Source organism: Clostridium sp. UBA7339, from assembly GCF_002470865.1.
Lineage (GTDB): Bacteria > Bacillota > Clostridia > Clostridiales > Clostridiaceae > Clostridium_J > Clostridium_J sulfidigenes.
The window spans coordinates 385278-406090 of the sequence record NZ_DKPI01000006.1; the positions used below are offsets into that span (position 1 = coordinate 385278).

Genomic DNA, 20813 nt, shown 5'->3' on the forward strand with positions numbered 1-20813 from the left:
ATTAATCCTCTACCTCATCTATAGCATCATCACCTTTAGATGACAATCTATGTGCTACTGTTTCAGGCTGAACAGCAGATAGTATTACATGGTCACTATCAGTTATTATAACTGCTCTAGTTCTTCTACCATAGGTAGCATCTATTAGCATACCCCTATCTCTAGCTTCTTGAATTATTCTTTTTATAGGCGCTGATTCTGGACTAACAATAGCTACTAATCTATTTGCTGAAACAATATTTCCAAATCCAATATTTATAAGTTTTATACCCATGCCCTACCTCCTAAATTTATTCTATGTTTTGAACCTGTTCTCTAATCTTTTCTATATCACTTTTTATATCAAGTGCTATATTAGTTAATTCCAAATCGTTAACTTTAGATGCAATTGTATTTGCTTCTCTGTTCATTTCTTGAACAATGAAGTCTAGCTTTCTACCTATTGGCTCTCCTAGTTTAAAAGTTTTGATGACTTGCGCAACATGGCTTTTAAGTCTAACAATTTCTTCATCAACACAGGATTTATCAGCTTGAAGAACTACTTCCATAGCAATGCGATTTTCATCAATACTTTTTTCTGCTAAAATTTCTTCTACTTTCTTTAGAAGTCTTGCTCTATACTCTTCTGTAACTTCTGGCACCCTTCTATTAATTATATCAACATTACTTGAAATACATTCACATCTCTTTGTAATATCTATCAAAAGTTTTTCACCTTCTTGTTGCCTCATGGACACAAGATTGTGTACTGCCTCTTCTACTGCTGGTAATAATATCTTCCATGTTTTTTCTAAATCTTCTTCCTTTTGTTCTAATTTTAAAACTTCTGGAAAACGTGCTAAGGTTGTAGCAGAAATATCATCCCTTAAATCATACTTATCCCTTAAATTATGTAATGCCTCCACATAATTTTCAGCTAAACTCTCATTTACCACTACAGACATATCCTCGTTAGCTCCTTGATTTTGAGTAATAAATATATCTACCTTTCCCCTTTTAATCTTGTCATTTACATATTTTCTTATACCATCTTCTAAAGATATTAAAGTTCTTGGCATTCTAGCATTAAGCTCAAAGTATCTGTGATTTACTGTCTTTATTTCCACAATAAAACTAGATGCTTCGCTCTCTGATGTACCTCTTCCAAATCCAGTCATGCTTTTTATCATATACAACGCACCCTTCTAGACCTTCTTAAATTCTTTATTTATTATACATAATGTATGTGGCTTATTTCAACCCATAAACAAAAGAATTTTAAAGAAAAATGAAATATTCTTTAGAAAACCTTAGAAAAACCATTATAATTTAAAATATTCACTCTATAAATAAGGGACATAAGCTTGTATTTTAAGCTTATGTCCCTTATTTATAAATTAGTTCAATAACATCACTGATATTAATAAATATACATTTAAAACTTTATTTAACCAAAGATTATTTTTAATAAGAATATTATTGCTAGAATATATACAACGAAAGATACTTGTTTTCTATCCTTAGCTTCCCTAGTTGTAATATTAGCTATTAGGTTTAATATAGCATAAGATAACATTCCTATCATTAATCCATCTCCAATACTATATGTCATAGGCATTAATGCTATAGTAAGGAACGCTGGTACACCTTCAGTGAAATCAGAAAAATCTATATTTTTAACTGATTCTATCATGAAGAACCCTACAATAATTAAAGCTGGTGCTGTTGCACAACCTGGTATAGCAACAAATAATGGTGATAAGAACATAGCAAGTAAGAATAATATTCCTGTAACTACTGCTGAAAGACCTGTTCTAGCTCCTGATGCAACTCCAGCAGAACTCTCTACATAAGTTGTAACTGTAGATGTTCCTACAAGAGCTCCAAAAGTTGTTCCAATTGCATCTACTAGTAATGCCTTCCCTGCATTTTTAACTTTACCATCTTTATCTATCATTCCAATCTTTGATGCTACTCCAACTAAAGTTCCAGCTGTATCAAAGAAGTCTATAAATAAGAATACAAACACAACTGAAATAAATTCTGATATAGTTCCCGCATTAGTGAATACTGAGAAATCTAATTTACCTGCAATAGGTGCTATAGATTCAAACTTTAAAATACCTTTTGGTAAATATATTCCTGCAGCTGTAGCAGCTTCTGGTGATAAAGCAGCATATATCCATGCAGCTATAGCACTAGCAGCCATTCCCCAAAGTATTGCACCTTTTACATTTTTTTTAGATAAAATTACTATAACCATTACACCTAATATTGTAATTAACGCTGTTGGACTTACTAAGCTACCCATGGTTACCTTTGTAGCTTCACTTCCAACTACTATTCCAGCATTACCAAAACCTATAAATGCTATAAATAGTCCAATACCTGCAGTAACTGCATATTTTAAGTTAGTTGGTATACAATTTACAATAGCTTCCCTAACCTTTGTTAATGATAATAAAATAAATATAATTCCTTCTACAAATACTGCTGTTAACGCTATTTGCCAAGATATCCCCATTTCCATTACTACTGTATATGCAAAGAATGCATTAAGTCCCATACCTGAAGCTAATCCTAATGGTAGATTGGCATAGATTCCCATTAAAATAGTAGTAACACCAGCTGCTAGGCAAGTTGCTGTAACAACTGCTCCTGGATTCATTCCAACACCAGGATCTCCTAATATGTTAGCATTAACGGCTATTATATACGCCATAGTTAAGAAAGTTATTAATCCACCAACAACTTCCCTCTTTACATCGGTACCATTTTCTTTTAACTTAAAAAATTTTTCCATAATACTTGTCCTCCTATTAATATGTATTATTGCAAAAAAATAGTCACTGGATAAGAATCCCAGTGACAGTTTTTTTAACATAGGAATTCTCATAGTCGGATTTTATCGGTATCCGGTAGAAACATCTAATCCATCGCATTAGACCTATATGAAAATTAGTGATTATTTCTTTTTCCAAGATTATAATATCAACTTTATATACCTATGTCAATGATTTTTACGTATATTAATTTTATTTTTATTTATAATGTTCGTATATTAATAATGTCCTTTTTCAAACACTTCTCTTATTTCGTCTAAATTCCTTGTTTTTCCCAAGGCTAAAATCATTTTTATTCTAGCCTTTTGCCCTGGCATGCTATCCCCAAATATAACACCCATATTTCTTAATTGTTTTCCTCCGCCTTCATAACCATAACTATCTAGAACTCTCCCCTTATAACACCTGGAAACTATAACTACTGCCACACCTTTATTTATAGCCTTTTCTACAGAATTAGCCATTAACGGTGGAATATTGCCTCTCCCCATAGCTTCAATTACTAATCCCTTAGCACCTTGACTAACACAATAATCTATAAGTGTTCCATCCATTCCTGCACAGGATTTAATAAGCTGAACATTATTTTCTATTACATCAGTATTTATATATTCCTTTGTAGTGCTTCCTCTATAAAACCTTACTTCATTACTGTCAACAATACCTATTGGCCCAAATTCTGGACTTTGAAACGTATTAAGGTGCATAGAGTGAGACTTTGTAACCTCACTAGCACAATTTAGTTCATTATTTAAACATACAATTACTCCACGATTTCTTGACTCTTTAGATGTAGCAGTACAAATTGATGCTGCTAAGTTAGCAGGTCCATCGTATCCTAGCTCAGAACTATTTCTCATGGAACCCGTAACTACTACTGGCTTTTCACTATTTATAGTTAGCTGTAAAAAATAAGCTGTTTCCTCAAGAGTATCTGTTCCATGGGTAACTACTACTCCATCTACATCTTCTCTTTCTAAAAACTTCTTAACATAATTTGATAATTCCATCATTATATCTGGGGTCATATGAGGGCTTGGAAGGCTAGAAAATGTATATGATTCTACTTCTGCATAGGATTCAATACCTGTTACCATAGACATTATTTCTTCACCTGTTAAATTAGGCACCGCTGCTTTTATTTTTTCATCTACCTTCATAGATATAGTTCCACCATTAAATATTACTACAACTTTACTCATACTTTATGTACCTCCAAAATCTTTATTATTTACAATCCAAAATAAAAGTTCAATTACACTTAACTTGTTTATAATCAATTTTAATTATATCTCTTTATCAAGGGCATTGTAAATGTACCTTATCCATTATAATCATTCCAATGAAATCTTTTACATAATTAAATATATTACAATGTTTAGAATTATACAATAAAAAATATAGTTTTGAAATTAATATTAATTTCAAAACTATATTTTTGAATTTAAAGAAAATGTCTTAACATTCATTAGATAATTATGCAGATAAGTCCACCATTTCCCTCATTAATAATTTTCTGAAGGGTTTTTTGAAGTTTAATTTGCACATCTTCAGGCATTTTGTAAAGTTTATTTTGAAGTCCTTCTTTAACTAATTCTTCTAAAGACTTTCCAAACATGTTACTTTGCCAAATTTGTGAAGGATCATTTTCAAATTGCTCTAAAATTGATTTGTAGAACTCTTCACTTTGTTTTTCACTACCCATTATTGGTTGAATTTCAGTTTCAATATCAGCTTTAATTAAATGTAATGATGGAGCTGAGGCTTTTAGTTTTACTCCATATTGATTACCCTTCTTAACAATTTCAGGCTCTTCTAGTTTCATTTCAGTAAGCTGTGGTGCAACTAATCCATAACCTGTCTCATTAACTTCTTTTAATGCCTCCTCAACCTTATCATATTCTATTTTAGCCTTGTAGAAACTCTCCATAATATTTAATAAATCATTTTCATTTTTTATATTAGTATTACAAATCTCTCCAAGAATCTTATAAAATAATTCATGTTTTGGATTAATATCCACGCAGGAAGTACCTTCTCCCATGTTCATTTCTTTAACTTTTATGTCTGATAAGAATTCAATTCCTTTAAAGGCATCAAGACATCTCTTAACATCTCTAACTTTATAGATATCTTTACACATGGCTTTTAGAATAGTCATTATGTTTACCTTTAACCAATGAGATGAATTTAAACTCTCCATCCACTGAGGCATATCAATATTTATTTCTTTTACCGGGAACTCTCTTAGAACTGTATCAAATATTTCTGTAATCTCATTATTTCCTATATTCATTACATCCATAACTTTTACAGGAACATCATACTTTTCTTCTAGTTCCCTTCCTAGTCCTTTACTCTCTTCTGAATTTGGATTTACAGTGTTTAGAACTATTATAAATGGCTTATTTATCTCTTTAAGCTCCTTTATAACTCTCTCCTCAGCATCTACATAATCCTCCCTATCTAAGCCTGTGATACTTCCGTCTGTAGTTACAACTATACCTATTGTAGAGTGATCTGTTATTACCTTCTTAGTTCCTATTTCTGCCGCTTGCTCGAATGGAATTTCATAATCATGCCATGGAGTAGAAACCATTTTAGGTGCATCAGCCTCTGTATAGCCTAATGCATTCTTTACTATATATCCAACACAGTCAACCATTCTAACTTTAAATTTCACTCCGTCCTCAAACTGAATTTCTACAGCCTCATTAGGAACAAATTTAGGTTCTGTAGTGTGAATAGATTTTCCTGATCCACTCTGTGGCAATTCATCTTTTGCTCTGTCCTTCTTATGAGGATTTTCTATGTTAGGTATAACCATTAGTTCCATGAACTTTTTAATAAAAGTAGATTTACCTGTTCTAACTGGTCCAACTACCCCCACATATATATCCCCTTGAGTTCTTTCTGCTATATCTTTATATATATCAAAATTTTCCAAGGCTACCCTCCCGCAACTACATATTAACATTATATATATATTGATATAGAATTAATATTATGCATTAATAAAATAAAAAAGTTCCCCTTTTTATTTTCAAAGGAAAACTTTTAATACTTGATAAGTTTTTAAATTAAATTATTCACTTTTAGCATAACTAAGTAATTCTTCTAATGTTAAGTCCTTATTGTGACAAAGTTTACTAATTGTTTTATTTCCAACATATCTATAATGCCATGGCTCATATTTATAACCTGTTATATCTTCTTTAGTCTTAGTATACCTTAAAATAAAGCCATACTTATAAGCATTTTCTAGAACCCAAGCACCTTCTTTGGTATTCTCAAAGGATTGATTTAAATCAAAGGCCATATCTCTGCTAGTAATATCAATAGCTAATCCAAGTTGATGTTCACTTTCACCAGGTTTTGCTACATATTCACTATGTTCACTGTCTTTATTTTGAATATCCTCATTGTAGATATATGTCTGAGAATCATATCCTCTAAATCCATTACTTAAAAATAAATTAATACCTTCTTCTTGAGCATCATAAAACATCTGCTCTAAATCTTCAATCATAGTTCCACTAACTAGGTTTTTTTCATTACTTCTTTCAGATACTAAGTTGATATTCGGAATAACTAAATTACCTGGCATATACTCCTTAGAAAGTAAATTTTCTTTGTTTACCAATGTATATAATCCTGTCGTATCACTATTAATAATATTTTTTATTTCATTTATCTCATCCTTTGTTAAGGTAGCGCTAACTGTAGAGTCATTTAAATCAGGTACTTCTTCTAAATCGTTATATTCATGTTCATTAATACTATTGCCCCTAGAAGGTGTTGTTTTCCCTTGGCTATATTTAGAAGTTTTATTCTCATAATCATTGTTGAATATATTAGCTGTATTAAGGACTTTTGAATCTTCCTTTAACACAAGTCCGATCATTATACCCACTAAAAATAACAACCCAATAATTATTGTAGTTCCATTATTAAAACCTGATTTCTTTTTATAGAAAATATCTTTTCTTTTATAAAATGCATTTTTTTTCTTTGTATAATTTTTATTATTCAACATACGTTTTTGTTAGCCTCCTACCTTTATCTTCAATTTTTCATTGAAAATAAAATTAATTCTCATCTATCTAACCTTATATCATTATATCAAATATTAAGATATTATCAAAATAAAATATTTTAATTAAATAAATGTTTACAATTCATTGTTTTCATCCTTATATTTTCTTCCCATTAATTTTGTAACACATTCTTTAGCATTCTTACCTTTAAAAAGAACTTCATACAATGCAGTAGTTATCGGCATATCTACATCAGTTTTAGATTTTAATTCATGAAAGGCTTTAACAGCCTCAATTCCTTCTACAACCATACCTATCTCTTTTACGGCTTCTTCCATTGTCTTTCCACTTCCAATTAATATTCCTGCTCTTCTGTTTCTACTATGCATACTAGTGCAAGTAACTATTAAATCACCCATTCCTGTAAGCCCATAGAATGTCTCAGCTTTTCCTGAGAGCTTAGTTCCAACCCTTATTATTTCACTCATACCTCGAGTCATTAGAGCTGCTTTAGTATTATCTCCATATCCAATGCCATCTGAAATCCCAGCAGCAAGGGCAATGATATTTTTAAAAGCTCCCCCTATTTCCACTCCAATAAGATCATTATTTGTATAAACTCTAAATGTATTATTGCTAAATACATCCTGGATTTTTTTTGCAGCTTTCATATCCTTTGATGATACCGTTACTGTAGTAGGTATATTCATTGCTACTTCTTCTGCGTGACTAGGACCTGATAGCACTACTACAGGATGACCTTTTATTTCATCTTCAATTATTTCTGACATTCTTTTTAATGTATGATTTTCTATGCCCTTAGCCACAGTTACAATTATTTCATCACCTTTAAGAAAAGGCTCTACTTTTTTTGAAATCTCTCTAATAGCCTTTGAAGGTACTGCAAGAACTATTATATTACTATTTTCTATAGTTTCTTCAAGATCACCATAGGCAGTAACTTTTTCTGGTATGGCAATTCCCTTAAGATACTTTGCATTTTCTCTTTTTATATTAATATCATTAACTGTGCTTTCACTATGGCACCATACAGAACATTCTGCCCCTTTCTTAGAAAGTAATACAGCTAAAGCTGTACCGAAACTTCCTCCTCCTATAAAAGAAATCTTATTCACCTTATCCCTACTTTCTTAAATTATATAAAACAATGAGAATAAATATTATATTATTTATTCTCATTGTCTCTATTAATTTCTTCTTATTTACTAAAAATCCATTTGTAATAAAGGATATAAAACTTTTATTAATCTTCTTTTCTCTTCCTAAATATAGTTTTTATTCCAGTACCTTTAAAATCAAAACTTTCCCTTAACTTATTCTCTAAATATCTCTCATAAGAGAAGTGTAGTAAAGCTGGATCATTTACAAAAAATATAAATGTAGGTGGTTTTATATCCACTTGGGTTACATAATAAATTTTTAGTCTTCTTAATGCAACTACTGGAGGTTCATTCATAAGTACAGCTTTACTTACCACATCATTTAATACCCCTGTAGCTATCCTCTTGGTATAATTATTGTAGCACTCTTTAGCTACATTTAAAACTTTGTTTACCCTTTGACCTGTTAATGCAGATATAAATAGATAATTAGCATATGGCATAAAAGATAATCCTCTACCGATTCTAGCTTTATAGTCATTCATAGTCTTGTCATCTTTTTCAATTAAATCCCATTTGTTAACTATTACAACTATTGCCTTATTAAGTTCATGGGCATATCCTATAATCTTTTCATCTTGATCACTTAACTCTTCTGTAGCATCAAGAATCAATATACATACATCAGCTCTCTCTATGGCTGTAAGAGTTCTTATAACGCTATATCTTTCTATCTCTTCTTTAATTTTACTTTTTCTTCTTAATCCTGCAGTATCTATTAATATAAATTTACCCTCATCAGTTTCTAATTTACTATCAATAGCATCTCTTGTGGTGCCTGGAATATTACTTACTATATTTCTATTTTCACCTAGTAACTTATTTATAAGTGAAGATTTTCCAACATTAGGCTTACCCACCATGGCAATTTTTATGTATTCTTCATCTTCTTCGCTACTTCCCAACTCATCAAAATGAGCTACAACTTCATCAAGCATATCTCCAAGACCTAATGCTTGAGTCGCTGAAATAGTTACTGGATTACCTATACCTAAGTTATAAAATTCATAAGCATTATCTTCTAATTCTCTTCTATCAATTTTATTTACTACTAATGTTATTGGTTTTCCTGATTTTCTAAGCATTTGTGCCACTTCATAATCTGATGGATGAAGACCGGCTTTACCATCTACTATAAATACAATTACATCTGCTGTTTCAATAGCAATATTTGCTTGCCTTCTCATTTGAACCATTATAATGTCTTCATTTTCTGGCTCAATTCCACCAGTATCAATAATTGTAAAGTTATGTCTTAGCCATTCAGCCTCTGCATAAATTCTATCTCTTGTAACTCCTGGTGTATCTTCTACTATAGCTATTCTCTTTCCTGCTAATTTATTAAAAAGTGTAGACTTACCTACATTTGGTCTTCCAACAATAGCAACTACTGGTTTTCCCATATTAATCCTCCCTTAAATGTTCATTTATTATAGTTATTAAATCATCTCCTGTGAAATCACAAATAATAACTTTTCTATTTAATTCTCTAGACAAATCTTCCACAGTATAATCATCTAACAGTATGGCTTCATCTGAATTAGAAAGTTCATATCCTTTTCTAAGGACGTTATCGGGTATTATTATATAGTCTCCAACTTCTCTTTCTTTAAGTGTGTTTATTATGTCTACTCCTGTTAAAAGCCCTGTTACTGTTATAGTCTCTCCAAAAAACTTATTTGGTATCTCCTCTACGGTAATATTTATATTATTATTTAAACTTTGAATTTTATCTTTTATATGTACTATTTCAGGATAAACTAAAGCCCCTGTTACAAAGGTAAAAGATCCCACTCCATCTTTCTTTAAATCTGGAAGTGTAGTATCTATGGTATCCTTTAATAGAGTTACCATTCCTACACCATCTTCAATTTGCTCAAATCCTTGGTAATGCTCAGAGTCTGGTAATTGCTCACCTGATACTATATAAAATTCGTCTGACAATCTAACAAAGGGTGTTCCACTTTCTTCATAATACTTTTTTTGTAGCTCTTTAACTAAATTGATTTGTTTTAAAGAAGTTTCTTGTGTAAATAAATTTAGCTTTTTTAATCCTTCTCTATGCTTAGTTATCCCTAAGGGTACTACTGCTACACTATTAACATTAGGATAAAGTCTATATAAATCTTCTATAGAGTTAACTAATTCTTCTCCATCATTAATTCCTGGGCAGCAAACAATTTGAGTGTTCATCTTTATTCCTGCTGCTGATAACCTCTTAAGTATATCATATATTTTACCCGCAAATCTATTGTTGAGCATTCTAACTCTAAGTTCTGGATTTGTAGTATGTACAGATACATTTATAGGACTTATCTTGTATTTTATTATTCTTTCTATATCCTCTTCTTTCATATTAGTTAAAGTTAAAAAATTTCCTTGTAAAAAGGATAGTCTAGAATCATCATCCTTAAAATATAAAGTTTCTCTCATTCCTTTCGGTAATTGATCTATAAAGCAAAAAATACAATCATTATGACATGTCATAGGTTTATCAATAATTCCTTCTCTAAATACTATCCCTAAATCTTCATCATAATCCTTCTCAATTTCAATTTCCCAAATCTCTCCATCTTTCTTCTCCACTTCTAAAAGAAGTACTTCATCAGTAATAAGAAATTTATAATCTATTATATCTTTAACATCATTTTCATTTATCCTTAAAAGTCTATCTCCAACCTCGATATCTACTTCTTCTGCAATAGAATTTGGAATAACCTTACTTATTTCATTTTTCATATTTGTATCTCCTTCATTCCTATAGCATGATTATACCACTATTATGTTATATTATCTTAATTATATTCCCTAGTCAATGCACCTCATTAAGATTACCTCAAAGCTTTCTATTTTTCAATAAAAATATAATTTAATTTCTGAGTAAAATAAAAAAGCTGACTACACATAGCCAACTTGTAATTTGAAGGTGGATTTAAATTAATTTAATTTTAGTTTTTCTCCGCTCTCTAAATATATAGTCCATTCACAAATATTGGTAGCATGGTCTGCCATGCGTTCCAAAAACTTGCATATAAATAAAAATTGACTAGCTTGATTTATAGTAGTTTGATCATTTCTCATTATTACAAGTAATTCATCAAATATACTCTTAAATAATCTATCTACCTGATCATCCATTTTACTTACTTCATGAGCTCTATTTATATCTGTAGTTATATATACCTCTAAAGAGTCTTTAATCATTTTTTCTACAATTTTAGCCATATTAGGTATATCTATAAGTTCCTTAATATAAGTTTCTCCTATAAGTTTTTTTGAAATCTTAGCTATGTCTACAGCATGGTCTCCCATTCTCTCTAAATCAGTTATGATCTTTGTAGTGATAAATATCCTTCTTAAATCACTGGCTAAGGGCTGCTCTGTAGCCATTAGTTTTATGCACTTATCCTCTATATCTTCTTCAAAGTCATCTATTACATCATCCTTTTGAATTACTTTTTCTGCTAAGATTTCATCCTGTTTTTTTAATGCATCAATGCTATCTTCTATTTGTTTGGCTACAGCCTCACCCATGGCCATTAAATCTTCATGAAGTTGTTGTAATTTAAGATCAAAACTATTTCTTGTCATCTTCTTCACCTACACTTTATAAATTTTAATTATTGATAACTACCTAATTTCATTCTATTATTAACCAAATCTTCCTGTGATATAATCTTCTGTTCTCTTATCCTTTGGCATATGAAACATCTCTTCTGTCTTTCCATACTCCACAATTTCTCCATTTAAGAAGAATGCTGTTTTATCTGATATACGTCCTGCTTGTTGCATATTATGAGTTACTATGACTATAGTGTATTTTTCTTTAAGCACGTCCATAAGTTCCTCTATCTTAGAAGTTGATATTGGATCCAATGCAGAAGTAGGTTCATCCATTAGTATGACCTCAGGTTCAACAGCTATGGTCCTGGCAATACAAAGTCTTTGTTGTTGACCTCCCGATAATCCTATAGCACTTTTTTTAAGCCTATCCTTTACCTCTTTCCAAAGAGCTGCTCCTTGAAGAGATTTCTCTACAATTTCATCTAACTTCTTTTTATCCTTTATTCCATGAATTCTAGGTCCATAGGCAATATTATCATAGATAGACATTGGAAATGGATTTGGTTTTTGAAATACCATTCCTATTCTTTTTCTTAATTCTATTTCATTTAGCTCTTTGTAGATATTGTTATCTTCAAAAAAAACTTGCCCTTCTATTTTTACATCATCAATTAAATCATTCATTCTATTTAAAGTTCTAAGAAAAGTAGACTTTCCACACCCCGATGGACCTATTAAAGCTGTAACACTATTCTTATCTATTTCTATATTTATATTTTTAAGAGCATGATTTGTTCCATAGTGTAAATTAAGATCTTTTACAGATATTATTGACATTATATTTCCTCCTAGTTACATTCTAATGATTAAAATTTTTCTTTATTTATTGTTTTGGTGATTCCCTTAGCTATCAAGCTTAAAGCTAAAATTATAAATATTAGTATAACTCCAATTGCAGATGCTAGCTCTATATTTCCAGCTTCCTTAGTAACTAGATAAGCATGTACAGTAAGAGTCCTACCACTAGACATAAGGTTTTGTGGCATTGCAGCTACTGTACCAGCGGTTAAAAGAATTGCTGCTGATTCGCCTATAATTCTTCCAATAGATAATATTACTCCTGATAAAATTCCTGGCATTGAACTAGGAACTACTATTTTGTATAAAACTTCAAACTTAGTTGAACCTAAAGCTACTGCACCTTCTTTATAACTTTGAGGAACTGTCTTTAAAGCTTCTTCTGTGGTTCTTATAATTACAGGTAATACAATAATAGCTAATGTTAAAGAACCTGATACAATTGAAAATTGCAATTTAAGAGTAGATACAAAGAATACTGTTCCAAATAGTCCATATATTATAGATGGTATACCTGCAAGACTTTCTGTTGCAAACCTAATTAATTTAACTCCTCTTCCTTGCTTTGCATACTCTTGTAAATATATAGCTCCACAAATCCCTATCGGAATTGATATTAATAAAGATAATATTACCGTTAACAATGTAGTAACAATCATCGGAAATATACCACCACCATTTGTGGGAGAATAATCTCCAAAAATAAAGTTAAAATCTACAAGTCCAAAACCTTTTTTAAATATATATCCTACTATAATAGCAATAATTAGAGCTGTAATAGCTGCAGATAACCATAAAATAGTTTTTAATATATTGTCTTTTATTTTTCTCATATTAATTACCTGCCTTTTCTGATATTTTAGCTATTACAAAATTTAACAATAGAATGAAAGAAAACAAAACTACTCCTGTTGCAAAAAGCATTTCTTGATGTGTTCCAAAGGCATATCCCATTTCCAATGCTATATTAGTAGTGAGAGGTCTTACACTATCTGTTATATTATTTGGTATTATGGGGCTATTCCCAGCAACTAAGATAACTGCCATGGTTTCTCCTATTGCTCTTCCCATCCCTAGTACTATAGCTGTTAAAACTCCAGACTTAGCTGCTGGTAAAATTACTTTAAATATAGTTTCAATTTTAGATGCACCTAAAGCTAAAGATGCCTCTTTATATTGCTTTGGTACTGATCTTATAGCTGTTTCTGCCACTGAAATAATAGTTGGTAGCATCATTACTGAAAGAACTATTATAATTGCAAGTAAACTTTGTCCTTTAGGAAGGGATAATTTACTTTGAATAGCTGGTACTATTATTCCAAGTGCAAAGACTCCAAATAATACAGAAGGAATTCCTGCTAATAATTCCACTCCCTGAGACATTATCTTTGCTACTGATTTAGGTGCTATTTCAACAATAAAAATAGCTGTTAATATTCCTATGGGTACCCCTATACCAAGAGAGCCTAGGGTTCCATATATAGAAGCAATTATCATAGGAAGAATTCCATACTTTTCTGAACTAGGTATCCACTCTGTTCCTAGTAAAAATTCTCCAAAGGAATATCCTTTAGATATAAACGGTGTCAAACCCTTATAAAATACAAAACCTATTATTAAAATTAAACTTATTACCGCTATTAAAGCACATACTTTAAAAACATTCTCTGATATATCATCAATTATATATTTTATCCCCTTAAGTTTGTGGGGTTTTTCCGTCTTAACTGATTTCACTGACATATATTTGACCTCCAATTTTAATTCAATAGACCTTTAAGATAATTTTTCTCTCAAAGGTCTATACCCATTGTGGCGCATAAATTATCTATTTTACTTTTATTCCACCAGCTTCTTCAACAATACCTTGACCTTTTTCACTTAAAATGTAGTCAATAAATTGTTTTCCATCCTTTGTTAATTTATCTTCTTTATATACTACTAAGAAAGGTCTTGATAATTTATACTCTTTGCTTAATACTTTTTCAGGTGTTGCTTCACTTCCCTCTATTTTTAAATCCTTAATTGAATCATCTAATTGTTCAAAAGAAATATATCCTATTGCATTTTTATTTGTTGAAACTGTAGTTTTAACACTTCCATTACCTTCTGCTATAGTTGCATTTTTCTCCAATTCTTCTGAAGTATATCCTACAATTTCTTGGAACGCATCTCTAGTTCCTGAACCATCTTCCCTTGAAACTACCACTATTGGGGCATCAACTCCTCCAACTTCCTTCCAGTTAGTTATAGCTCCTGTATATATGTCCTTAATTTGTTTCATAGTTAAGTTTTCTGCTTTATTTGATGGATGGACTACTAAGGCTATTCCATCATAAGCAATTACTGTTTCAGCAAGTTCTGATTTTTCTTCATCTTTTAACTCACGTGAAGCCATACCTATTTCACTAATACCTTCTACAGCATTTTTTATTCCTGCTGAAGATCCTATTTGTTGAACCTCTACAGTAACATTTGGATTTTCATCTTTGTAACTCTCTGCTTCCTTTTCCATTAATGGCCCTACAGAAGTTGAACCTGATATTTTAATAGTTATTGCTTTTGCTTTATTATCACTAGTATTATTACCGCTATTATTTGAATTGGAAGTATCCTTTCCGCCACAACCTACTAATAATCCCATGGTCATTGTTGCAACTATTCCTGCTATTAATAATTTTATTGACTTCTTTTTCATTTAAATTCCCCTCCAATTTGTTTTTTTATTTATCTTACAATATTGATTATATCCTTTCTTAGTTAAGCTATTATTATCCATATATTAAAAAAACTTTACTTAGGTTAATAATACTTAACATAAACAAAGCTCTTAACTTCATAAGAAAAAGACTAGAGAATTTTAAAATGTACCCTATAGGATAGACACTAAAAAAGTCTATCCCGTAGGGTACTTTTATGTATAATGAAATAAAGAGGAGTTTACATTAGGAGAAATATAATGAGCAAAAATTATTTACTGAATGTCAAATAGAGATTTTATCTAAAAATAAATATGTTAAAAAGGTTAGTATCAAAGGAATTACATACTCGGATGAGTTTAAAAGAATATTTATTAGTGAAAATGAACGCGGAAAGTTTCCAAGACAAATATTCGAAGAATATGGCTTTGATATAGAAATTATTGGAGAAAGTCGTATTCGATCATCAGGTAAAAGATGGCGTGCGGCTTTTCGAAAGAATGGAATTGCACAGCTGCAATATACAAGGAAATTCAATAGTGGAAGGACTAGTGAATGTAATTTATCCATTGAAGAAAAATATGAAAAATTACAGGCTAAAATTAAATTATTAGAAGCAGAAAATGAACTTTTAAAAAAGTTAGAGATGTTAGAAAGGGGTGTGAAAACCCAAAAATAAAGTTGCTGACGCAAGAAAAATATCTCATCATAAAGTCAGTTATTTATAAATATAAACTTAAAAATATGGTTAGTTATTTATGTAAAATATCAAATGTTTCTCGTTCTGGATATTATAATTACTTTTCTATGAAAGCGCATACTAATCGTATAGCACGCGAAGAGTGTGATTTGGAGAGTTATAACAATGTATTATTAGCATTTAAATTTAAGAATCGTGAAAAGGGTGCTAAACAAATTAAAATGACTTTAGAAAATCAGTTTAATATGCAATATAATCTAAAGCGTATTAGAAGAATCATGGATAAATATGATATCATATGCCCACATAGAAAAGCTAACCCATATAGAAGAATGATGAAAGCCACCAAAGAACATTCAGTCCTACCAAACTTACTAAATAGAGAATTTAAGCAAGAAGTCCCTGGAAAGGTATTACTTACTGATATAACATATCTATTTTATAAAAATGGTCAAAGGGCTTATTTGTCAACCGTTTTAGATGGTTCCACCAATGAATTATTAACCTATAATATATCTAAAAGTCTAAAAATAGATATTGTGACTGAAACTATTGAAAAATTGGTTTCATCAAATAACTATTTAATATCTTCAGATTCATTTATTCATTCAGATCAAGGAGCACATTACACTAGTCCCATATTTCAGAAATTGCTTAAAAAGTATAATATAGGACAATCTATGTCTAGACGAGGTAACTGCTGGGATAATGCTCCGCAGGAGTCATTCTTTGGACATCTTAAGGACGAAACAAATATTTAAAATTGTAATACATTTGCTGAACTCTTGGAAAAAATTGATGAATATATGGATTACTACAATAATTATAGAGGTCAATGGAATTTAAAAAAGATGACTCCTGTAAAATACAGAAATCATCTTCTTAGTACCGCCTAGTCTTTTTTTAAACTGTCCTTGACAAAGGGTACATTTTATTTTCTCTCTAGTCTTTTATGAATATCTTATCTTAATTATTCTATTTTTCTATATGATATGGAATTGTAATAATAAATTTTGTACCAACGCCTAAAGTACTTTCTACATCTATACTACCATTAAAACCAATAATTATATGTTTAACTATAGCAAGACCTAATCCTGTTCCACCCTTTGCCCTAGATCTAGCTTTATCTACCCTATAAAATCTTTCGAAAAGTCTTGGTATATATTCTTTTGCAATTCCCATACCACTATCTTCTACAATAACTTTAAAGTAGGTATCATAAATTATCTTTGTTATTACTACTGTATCAAAGGCTTCACTATATTTTATTGCATTATCTACTAGATTTATAAGCATTTGTTTAAATTTATCCTTATCTCCTAGAATATTAGGTATCTCATCTCCAACTATACTTACATGCACCTGCTTTTGTTCACCAGTATTCTTCATTAAATAAAAAACATCCTCTATAGCTTTATTTACATTAAATACTTCTTTCTTAAATTCTTGTTTATGCTCAATTTGTGATAACAATAATATATCTGATATAAGTGTTGTAAGTCTTTCTGCTTCTTCATTTATTATAGTTAAAAATTTTTTCTTAGTCTCATCATCATCAACCTCTTTTAAAGTCTCAGCAAAACCTCTTATAGATGTAAGCGGAGTTTTAAGTTCATGGGATACATTAGCCACAAATTCAGTTCTCATATTTTCTAGCTTTTTCAAGTCAGAAATATCTTGTATTACTGCTACTGCTCCAATATGCTGATGATTATGAACTATAATATCTGCGGTTCTAACCCTAAGAAATTTTATAGTAGGAGCACTTAACTTAAACTCTTTAATATCTCTATCTCTCATAGAAAATATAAATTTTAAATTCACTTCTTTACATATATTTTCAACTGGATTGCCTACTACATCTTCTTTAATATTAAAAATTTTCTTTGCATAGTTGTTTATCATTATTATATTGTGACTATTATCTATAGCAATTACGCCACTTTCCATACTTTGAAGAATTGCTGAAAGTCTATTTTGCTTTTCACTTACCTCATGTAAGCTACTTTCAAGTCTATCAGCCATATGATTAAAGTTCAAAGCTAACTTACCAAGCTCATCATTGGTGGTAATTTTAATTCTTCTACTTAAATTTCCATTAGTGATCATAGAAGTAATAACATCTAAATCTCTAATTGGTTTAACAATTATATAGGATAACTTATTGGCAATCCAAAGAGATATAAAAATCATTATAATTATAGCACTACCATACCATACTATATATGTATCATTTAATTTATGTGTTGCTTTTACAGGGGTTGAAACTCTAACCACTATACCATCTTCTATAGCTACAGCATAGTAAATAACATACGTTTCTTCCCTATCACTATATCTAGTAACAGTACCTTCCCCTTTAGATTTAGCCATGATAACTTCATCTTTATTATTATAATTTATTAATTTTTCCACATTTCCTAAAGAATCAAATTGGGCAGTGCCATTGCTATTTATAATAGTAATTCTAATATTCAAATTTTTCATTTTATCTACTACATTAGAAAAACTCGCCTGGTCAATGTTGTGTAACTGTTCACTTACTAAATAAGCATAAACATTTAATTGTTCTTTAGCACTCTCTTCACTTTCATAGGTAACTATTGTATAAAATACTGTAGTTAGAAATCCTAATACAAAAACTAATGCTGCAAAAACACTTAGCATTAGTCTTTTTTTCATAGTTCTTCGTGAATTATCTTTCATAACTGTCCCCAGAATTAAATTTATATCCTATACCTCTAATAGTTTGAATATAAATTGGATTTTTGTCATTATCTTCTATTTTCTGTCTTAAATGTCTCACATGGACATCTACAGTTCTAGTTTCTCCTACATATTCGTAGCCCCATATCTTATCTAAAAGAAAATCTCTTGTCATAACTTTTCCTTTGTTTTTTATCAGTATTTCTAAAAGTTCAAACTCTTTTAATGTAAGCTCTATTTTTTCTTTTCCTTTATATACTTCATGTTTTTGATAATCTATATTTATATCTCCAAACTTAAAGCTATTGTCTTCTTGTTTAAAACTCGTTCTTCTTAATATAGCTTTAGCTCTAGCTACTAGTTCCCTCACCGAAAAAGGTTTTGTTATATAATCATCTGCTCCTAACTCTAAGCCCAAAATCTTGTCTAACTCCTCACCTTTTGCTGTAATCATAATTATTGGTGTAGACTCTATAGATGATTTTTTTCTAATAGACTTACATACTTCTAACCCATCCATCCCCGGTAACATGAGGTCTAAAAATATTAGATCTGGTTTTTCATCTTCAGCTATTTTTAATGCATCAATTCCATTATCAGCAGTTATAACCTTAAACCCATTCTTAGTTAAATTAAATTTAATTAGTTCCTGAATATGTGCCTCATCATCAACTACTAATATTGTTTTTTCCATAAATATCACTCCTTAAACTCATGGATAAATACAAAGGAAAATAACCTACCATGAGATTCTTCTTCTTTTCTATATGAATATAACTTTTTATCCTTGCTACAGTATGTACATAAATTTAAACATACTATATCATTATTTTTGATACCTTCATTCATTAACTGTATCTCTACACACTTTTGTAAATCTAAATTTCTACCATAATTAATCTGTTGATTTTTAAATAAATCACAATCCTTGAAATTATCTATAAGCTCCTGGCTTACTTCATAGCAACAGCTTTTATTATGAGGTCCTATAAAAGCTTTAATATAGCTATGATTACACCCATAATTTTCTTTCATAACTTTAATTCCTTTAGAAACTATATTATTCAAAGTTCCTTTCCAACCACTATGAAGAGCTGCTATTACTTTATTTTTAGTATCTACTAAAATTATTGGTACACAATCCGCTGTAAATACTCCAATAGCAACCTGTTTTTCTTTTGTTACAATACCATCTCCATCATAGTTTACTATATCCATATTTTCTTCATAAGAAAATACTTTAGTTCCATGAACTTGATTTAAATATACAACCTCATTTACTTTAAACCACTTTTTTAAATTATTTAAACTAGACTTTCCTTCATTAAATGCTTTATTAAAGTTTAAATTATTTTTTGCTGTAGAAAATCCAATGGTTATATCATCTAAATCATAGGTTAGAAATTCATTATTTTCTATGTTATAAGATCTCATATTACTTATCACCACTTAAACCCTTTATCTCTTCTATAAAGCTATTAATATCATCAAACTTTCTATATACAGATGCAAATCTTATATAAGCAACTTCATCCATATACCTTAATTTCTCCAATATTAATTCTCCTATTTCCTCAGATCTTATTTCACTAGTCATGGTATTATTAAGTCTTTTTTCAATAGAATTTACTAAGTTTTCTATCTCTAATCTCGATACAGGTCTTTTCTCACAGGCTCTGATAACACCACTTATGATTTTATCCCTATTAAATAACTCTCTAGTTAAATTTCTTTTTATAACAAATATTTGTATATCCTCTATTTTTTCATAGGTAGTATATCTTTTATTGCAATTAAGACATTCTCTTCTACGTCTAATTGCACCATCATCTTCTGTTGCTCTAGAATCTACAACCTTACTTTCTTCTCCATTGCAATAAGGACACTTCACTATAATCACATCCTCTAAGTTTTTTCTGTTTATACTACGATTATACACAAAGTATTCACTATTTGTATATAATTAATTATTTTCTCCTAATTATTTTCAACAATACCCTCTCCATCTACTAAAATAACATCTACTCCAATTTTTTTAATTCTCTCCCAAGGCAATTCTATATCTTCATTTTTTGAAAACCATCCTGATTTTTGTGTTGGAAGTATTATTGCTTCTAATTTATATTCTTCACAATTAACTTTAAAATCTTTTATATAGCCAAGTTTAGTACCTGTGTTAATATCTATTATCTCCATAGTTTTTAAACTATTTATTGCAAACATTGAAGTTTCCATAAAAAAAC

At 30.0% G+C, this 20813-nt stretch carries 19 protein-coding genes, 1 pseudogene and 1 riboswitch; of the genes and pseudogenes, 1 reads left to right on the forward strand and 19 read right to left on the reverse strand.

The genetic code is table 11. The features are described 5' to 3' along the window. Nucleotide 1: 1 nt before the first annotated feature. The 14 genes from remA to B2S02_RS05310 form a co-directional block, all read right to left on the reverse strand. Nucleotides 2-274: an extracellular matrix/biofilm regulator RemA gene (remA, locus tag B2S02_RS05245; RefSeq protein WP_035132703.1), complete on the reverse strand. Its 273-nt coding sequence runs from the start codon at nt 272-274 to the stop codon at nt 2-4. A gap of 16 nt (nt 275-290) precedes the next feature. Then, nucleotides 291-1169 carry a YicC/YloC family endoribonuclease gene (locus tag B2S02_RS05250; RefSeq protein WP_346848333.1) on the reverse strand — a complete coding sequence of 293 codons (879 nt, stop codon included), beginning with the start codon at nt 1167-1169 and terminating at the stop codon, nt 291-293. 257 nt (nt 1170-1426) lie between these two features. After that, the gene (locus B2S02_RS05255) at nt 1427-2782 is read right to left on the reverse strand and encodes an NCS2 family permease (protein ID WP_346848332.1); all 1356 of its coding nucleotides are present in this window, start codon (nt 2780-2782) and stop codon (nt 1427-1429) included. A 72-nt stretch (nt 2783-2854) separates the two neighbouring features. Beyond that, nucleotides 2855-2954, reverse strand: a riboswitch (purine riboswitch). 86 nt (nt 2955-3040) lie between these two features. Then, entirely contained in the window at nt 3041-4024 is a 984-nt protein-coding gene (locus B2S02_RS05260) for an asparaginase (RefSeq protein WP_035132697.1), read from the reverse strand. A 266-nt stretch (nt 4025-4290) separates the two neighbouring features. Further along, entirely contained in the window at nt 4291-5769 is a 1479-nt protein-coding gene (gene spoIVA / locus B2S02_RS05265; protein ID WP_346848331.1) for a stage IV sporulation protein A, read from the reverse strand. A 138-nt stretch (nt 5770-5907) separates the two neighbouring features. Continuing rightward, a complete protein-coding gene (locus tag B2S02_RS05270) occupies nt 5908-6858 on the reverse strand; it encodes a M15 family metallopeptidase (RefSeq protein WP_346878610.1) in 951 nt (316 codons plus the stop codon). Between the two features lie 135 nt (nt 6859-6993). Beyond that, nucleotides 6994-7995, reverse strand: a complete 1002-nt coding sequence (locus tag B2S02_RS05275) for an NAD(P)H-dependent glycerol-3-phosphate dehydrogenase (protein ID WP_346848329.1) — start codon at nt 7993-7995, stop codon at nt 6994-6996. Between the two features lie 128 nt (nt 7996-8123). Continuing rightward, a complete protein-coding gene (der, locus tag B2S02_RS05280; RefSeq protein WP_035132691.1) occupies nt 8124-9443 on the reverse strand; it encodes a ribosome biogenesis GTPase Der in 1320 nt (439 codons plus the stop codon). A gap of 1 nt (nt 9444) precedes the next feature. Further along, nucleotides 9445-10779: a DUF512 domain-containing protein gene (locus B2S02_RS05285; RefSeq protein WP_346920386.1), complete on the reverse strand. Its 1335-nt coding sequence runs from the start codon at nt 10777-10779 to the stop codon at nt 9445-9447. Nucleotides 10780-10977: 198 nt separating this feature from the next. After that, entirely contained in the window at nt 10978-11631 is a 654-nt protein-coding gene (gene phoU / locus B2S02_RS05290; RefSeq protein WP_346848327.1) for a phosphate signaling complex protein PhoU, read from the reverse strand. 60 nt (nt 11632-11691) lie between these two features. Further along, the gene (pstB, locus tag B2S02_RS05295; RefSeq protein ID WP_346848326.1) at nt 11692-12441 is read right to left on the reverse strand and encodes a phosphate ABC transporter ATP-binding protein PstB; all 750 of its coding nucleotides are present in this window, start codon (nt 12439-12441) and stop codon (nt 11692-11694) included. Between the two features lie 29 nt (nt 12442-12470). Then, on the reverse strand, nt 12471-13295 hold the full coding sequence (gene pstA, locus B2S02_RS05300; RefSeq protein ID WP_346848325.1) for a phosphate ABC transporter permease PstA: 825 nt from the start codon (nt 13293-13295) through the stop codon (nt 12471-12473). Between the two features lies 1 nt (nt 13296). Next, nucleotides 13297-14205 carry a phosphate ABC transporter permease subunit PstC gene (gene pstC / locus B2S02_RS05305; protein WP_346920387.1) on the reverse strand — a complete coding sequence of 303 codons (909 nt, stop codon included), beginning with the start codon at nt 14203-14205 and terminating at the stop codon, nt 13297-13299. 85 nt (nt 14206-14290) lie between these two features. Beyond that, entirely contained in the window at nt 14291-15160 is an 870-nt protein-coding gene (locus B2S02_RS05310) for a phosphate ABC transporter substrate-binding protein (protein WP_346848323.1), read from the reverse strand. 290 nt (nt 15161-15450) lie between these two features. Here B2S02_RS05310 and B2S02_RS05315 point away from each other — a divergent pair. Continuing rightward, nucleotides 15451-16757: pseudogene (locus B2S02_RS05315) on the forward strand (IS3 family transposase). A gap of 79 nt (nt 16758-16836) precedes the next feature. Here the strand turns inward: B2S02_RS05315 and B2S02_RS05320 are convergent. From B2S02_RS05320 to B2S02_RS05340, 5 genes are all read right to left on the reverse strand, one after another. Next, nucleotides 16837-18570: a HAMP domain-containing sensor histidine kinase gene (locus B2S02_RS05320; protein WP_051824030.1), complete on the reverse strand. Its 1734-nt coding sequence runs from the start codon at nt 18568-18570 to the stop codon at nt 16837-16839. After that, nucleotides 18560-19270, reverse strand: coding sequence for a response regulator (locus B2S02_RS05325; RefSeq protein WP_278245238.1), 711 nt, complete (start codon nt 19268-19270; stop codon nt 18560-18562). The genes B2S02_RS05320 and B2S02_RS05325 overlap by 11 nt, the downstream gene beginning before the upstream one ends. Then, nucleotides 19270-20004 (reverse strand): peptidoglycan editing factor PgeF, encoded by a 735-nt coding sequence (pgeF, locus tag B2S02_RS05330; protein ID WP_346848321.1) that lies wholly within the window; start codon nt 20002-20004, stop codon nt 19270-19272. The genes B2S02_RS05325 and pgeF overlap by 1 nt, the downstream gene beginning before the upstream one ends. 1 nt (nt 20005) lies before the next feature. Beyond that, nucleotides 20006-20461 carry a transcriptional regulator NrdR gene (nrdR, locus tag B2S02_RS05335; RefSeq protein WP_035132824.1) on the reverse strand — a complete coding sequence of 152 codons (456 nt, stop codon included), beginning with the start codon at nt 20459-20461 and terminating at the stop codon, nt 20006-20008. Between the two features lie 86 nt (nt 20462-20547). Next, a complete protein-coding gene (locus B2S02_RS05340; protein ID WP_346848320.1) occupies nt 20548-20805 on the reverse strand; it encodes a YlmC/YmxH family sporulation protein in 258 nt (85 codons plus the stop codon). Between the last annotated feature and the right edge of the window lie 8 nt (nt 20806-20813).

Bases quoted from the DNA above. Each gene is read 5' to 3' on its own strand.
- pgeF (WP_346848321.1), bottom strand. From the start codon at position 20,004: ATGAGATCTTATAACATAGAAAATAATGAATTTCTAACCTATGATTTA.
- B2S02_RS05320 (WP_051824030.1), bottom strand. From the start codon at position 18,570: ATGAAAGATAATTCACGAAGAACTATGAAAAAAAGACTAATGCTAAGT.
- phoU (WP_346848327.1), bottom strand. From the start codon at position 11,631: ATGACAAGAAATAGTTTTGATCTTAAATTACAACAACTTCATGAAGAT.
- B2S02_RS05250 (WP_346848333.1), bottom strand. From the start codon at position 1,169: ATGATAAAAAGCATGACTGGATTTGGAAGAGGTACATCAGAGAGCGAA.
- B2S02_RS05270 (WP_346878610.1), bottom strand. From the start codon at position 6,858: ATGTTGAATAATAAAAATTATACAAAGAAAAAAAATGCATTTTATAAA.
- B2S02_RS05285 (WP_346920386.1), bottom strand. From the start codon at position 10,779: ATGAAAAATGAAATAAGTAAGGTTATTCCAAATTCTATTGCAGAAGAA.
- B2S02_RS05255 (WP_346848332.1), bottom strand. From the start codon at position 2,782: ATGGAAAAATTTTTTAAGTTAAAAGAAAATGGTACCGATGTAAAGAGG.
- der (WP_035132691.1), bottom strand. From the start codon at position 9,443: ATGGGAAAACCAGTAGTTGCTATTGTTGGAAGACCAAATGTAGGTAAG.
- pstC (WP_346920387.1), bottom strand. From the start codon at position 14,205: ATGTCAGTGAAATCAGTTAAGACGGAAAAACCCCACAAACTTAAGGGG.
- pstB (WP_346848326.1), bottom strand. From the start codon at position 12,441: ATGTCAATAATATCTGTAAAAGATCTTAATTTACACTATGGAACAAAT.
- remA (WP_035132703.1), bottom strand. From the start codon at position 274: ATGGGTATAAAACTTATAAATATTGGATTTGGAAATATTGTTTCAGCA.
- B2S02_RS05260 (WP_035132697.1), bottom strand. From the start codon at position 4,024: ATGAGTAAAGTTGTAGTAATATTTAATGGTGGAACTATATCTATGAAG.
- pstA (WP_346848325.1), bottom strand. From the start codon at position 13,295: ATGAGAAAAATAAAAGACAATATATTAAAAACTATTTTATGGTTATCT.
- B2S02_RS05340 (WP_346848320.1), bottom strand. From the start codon at position 20,805: ATGGAAACTTCAATGTTTGCAATAAATAGTTTAAAAACTATGGAGATA.
- B2S02_RS05310 (WP_346848323.1), bottom strand. From the start codon at position 15,160: ATGAAAAAGAAGTCAATAAAATTATTAATAGCAGGAATAGTTGCAACA.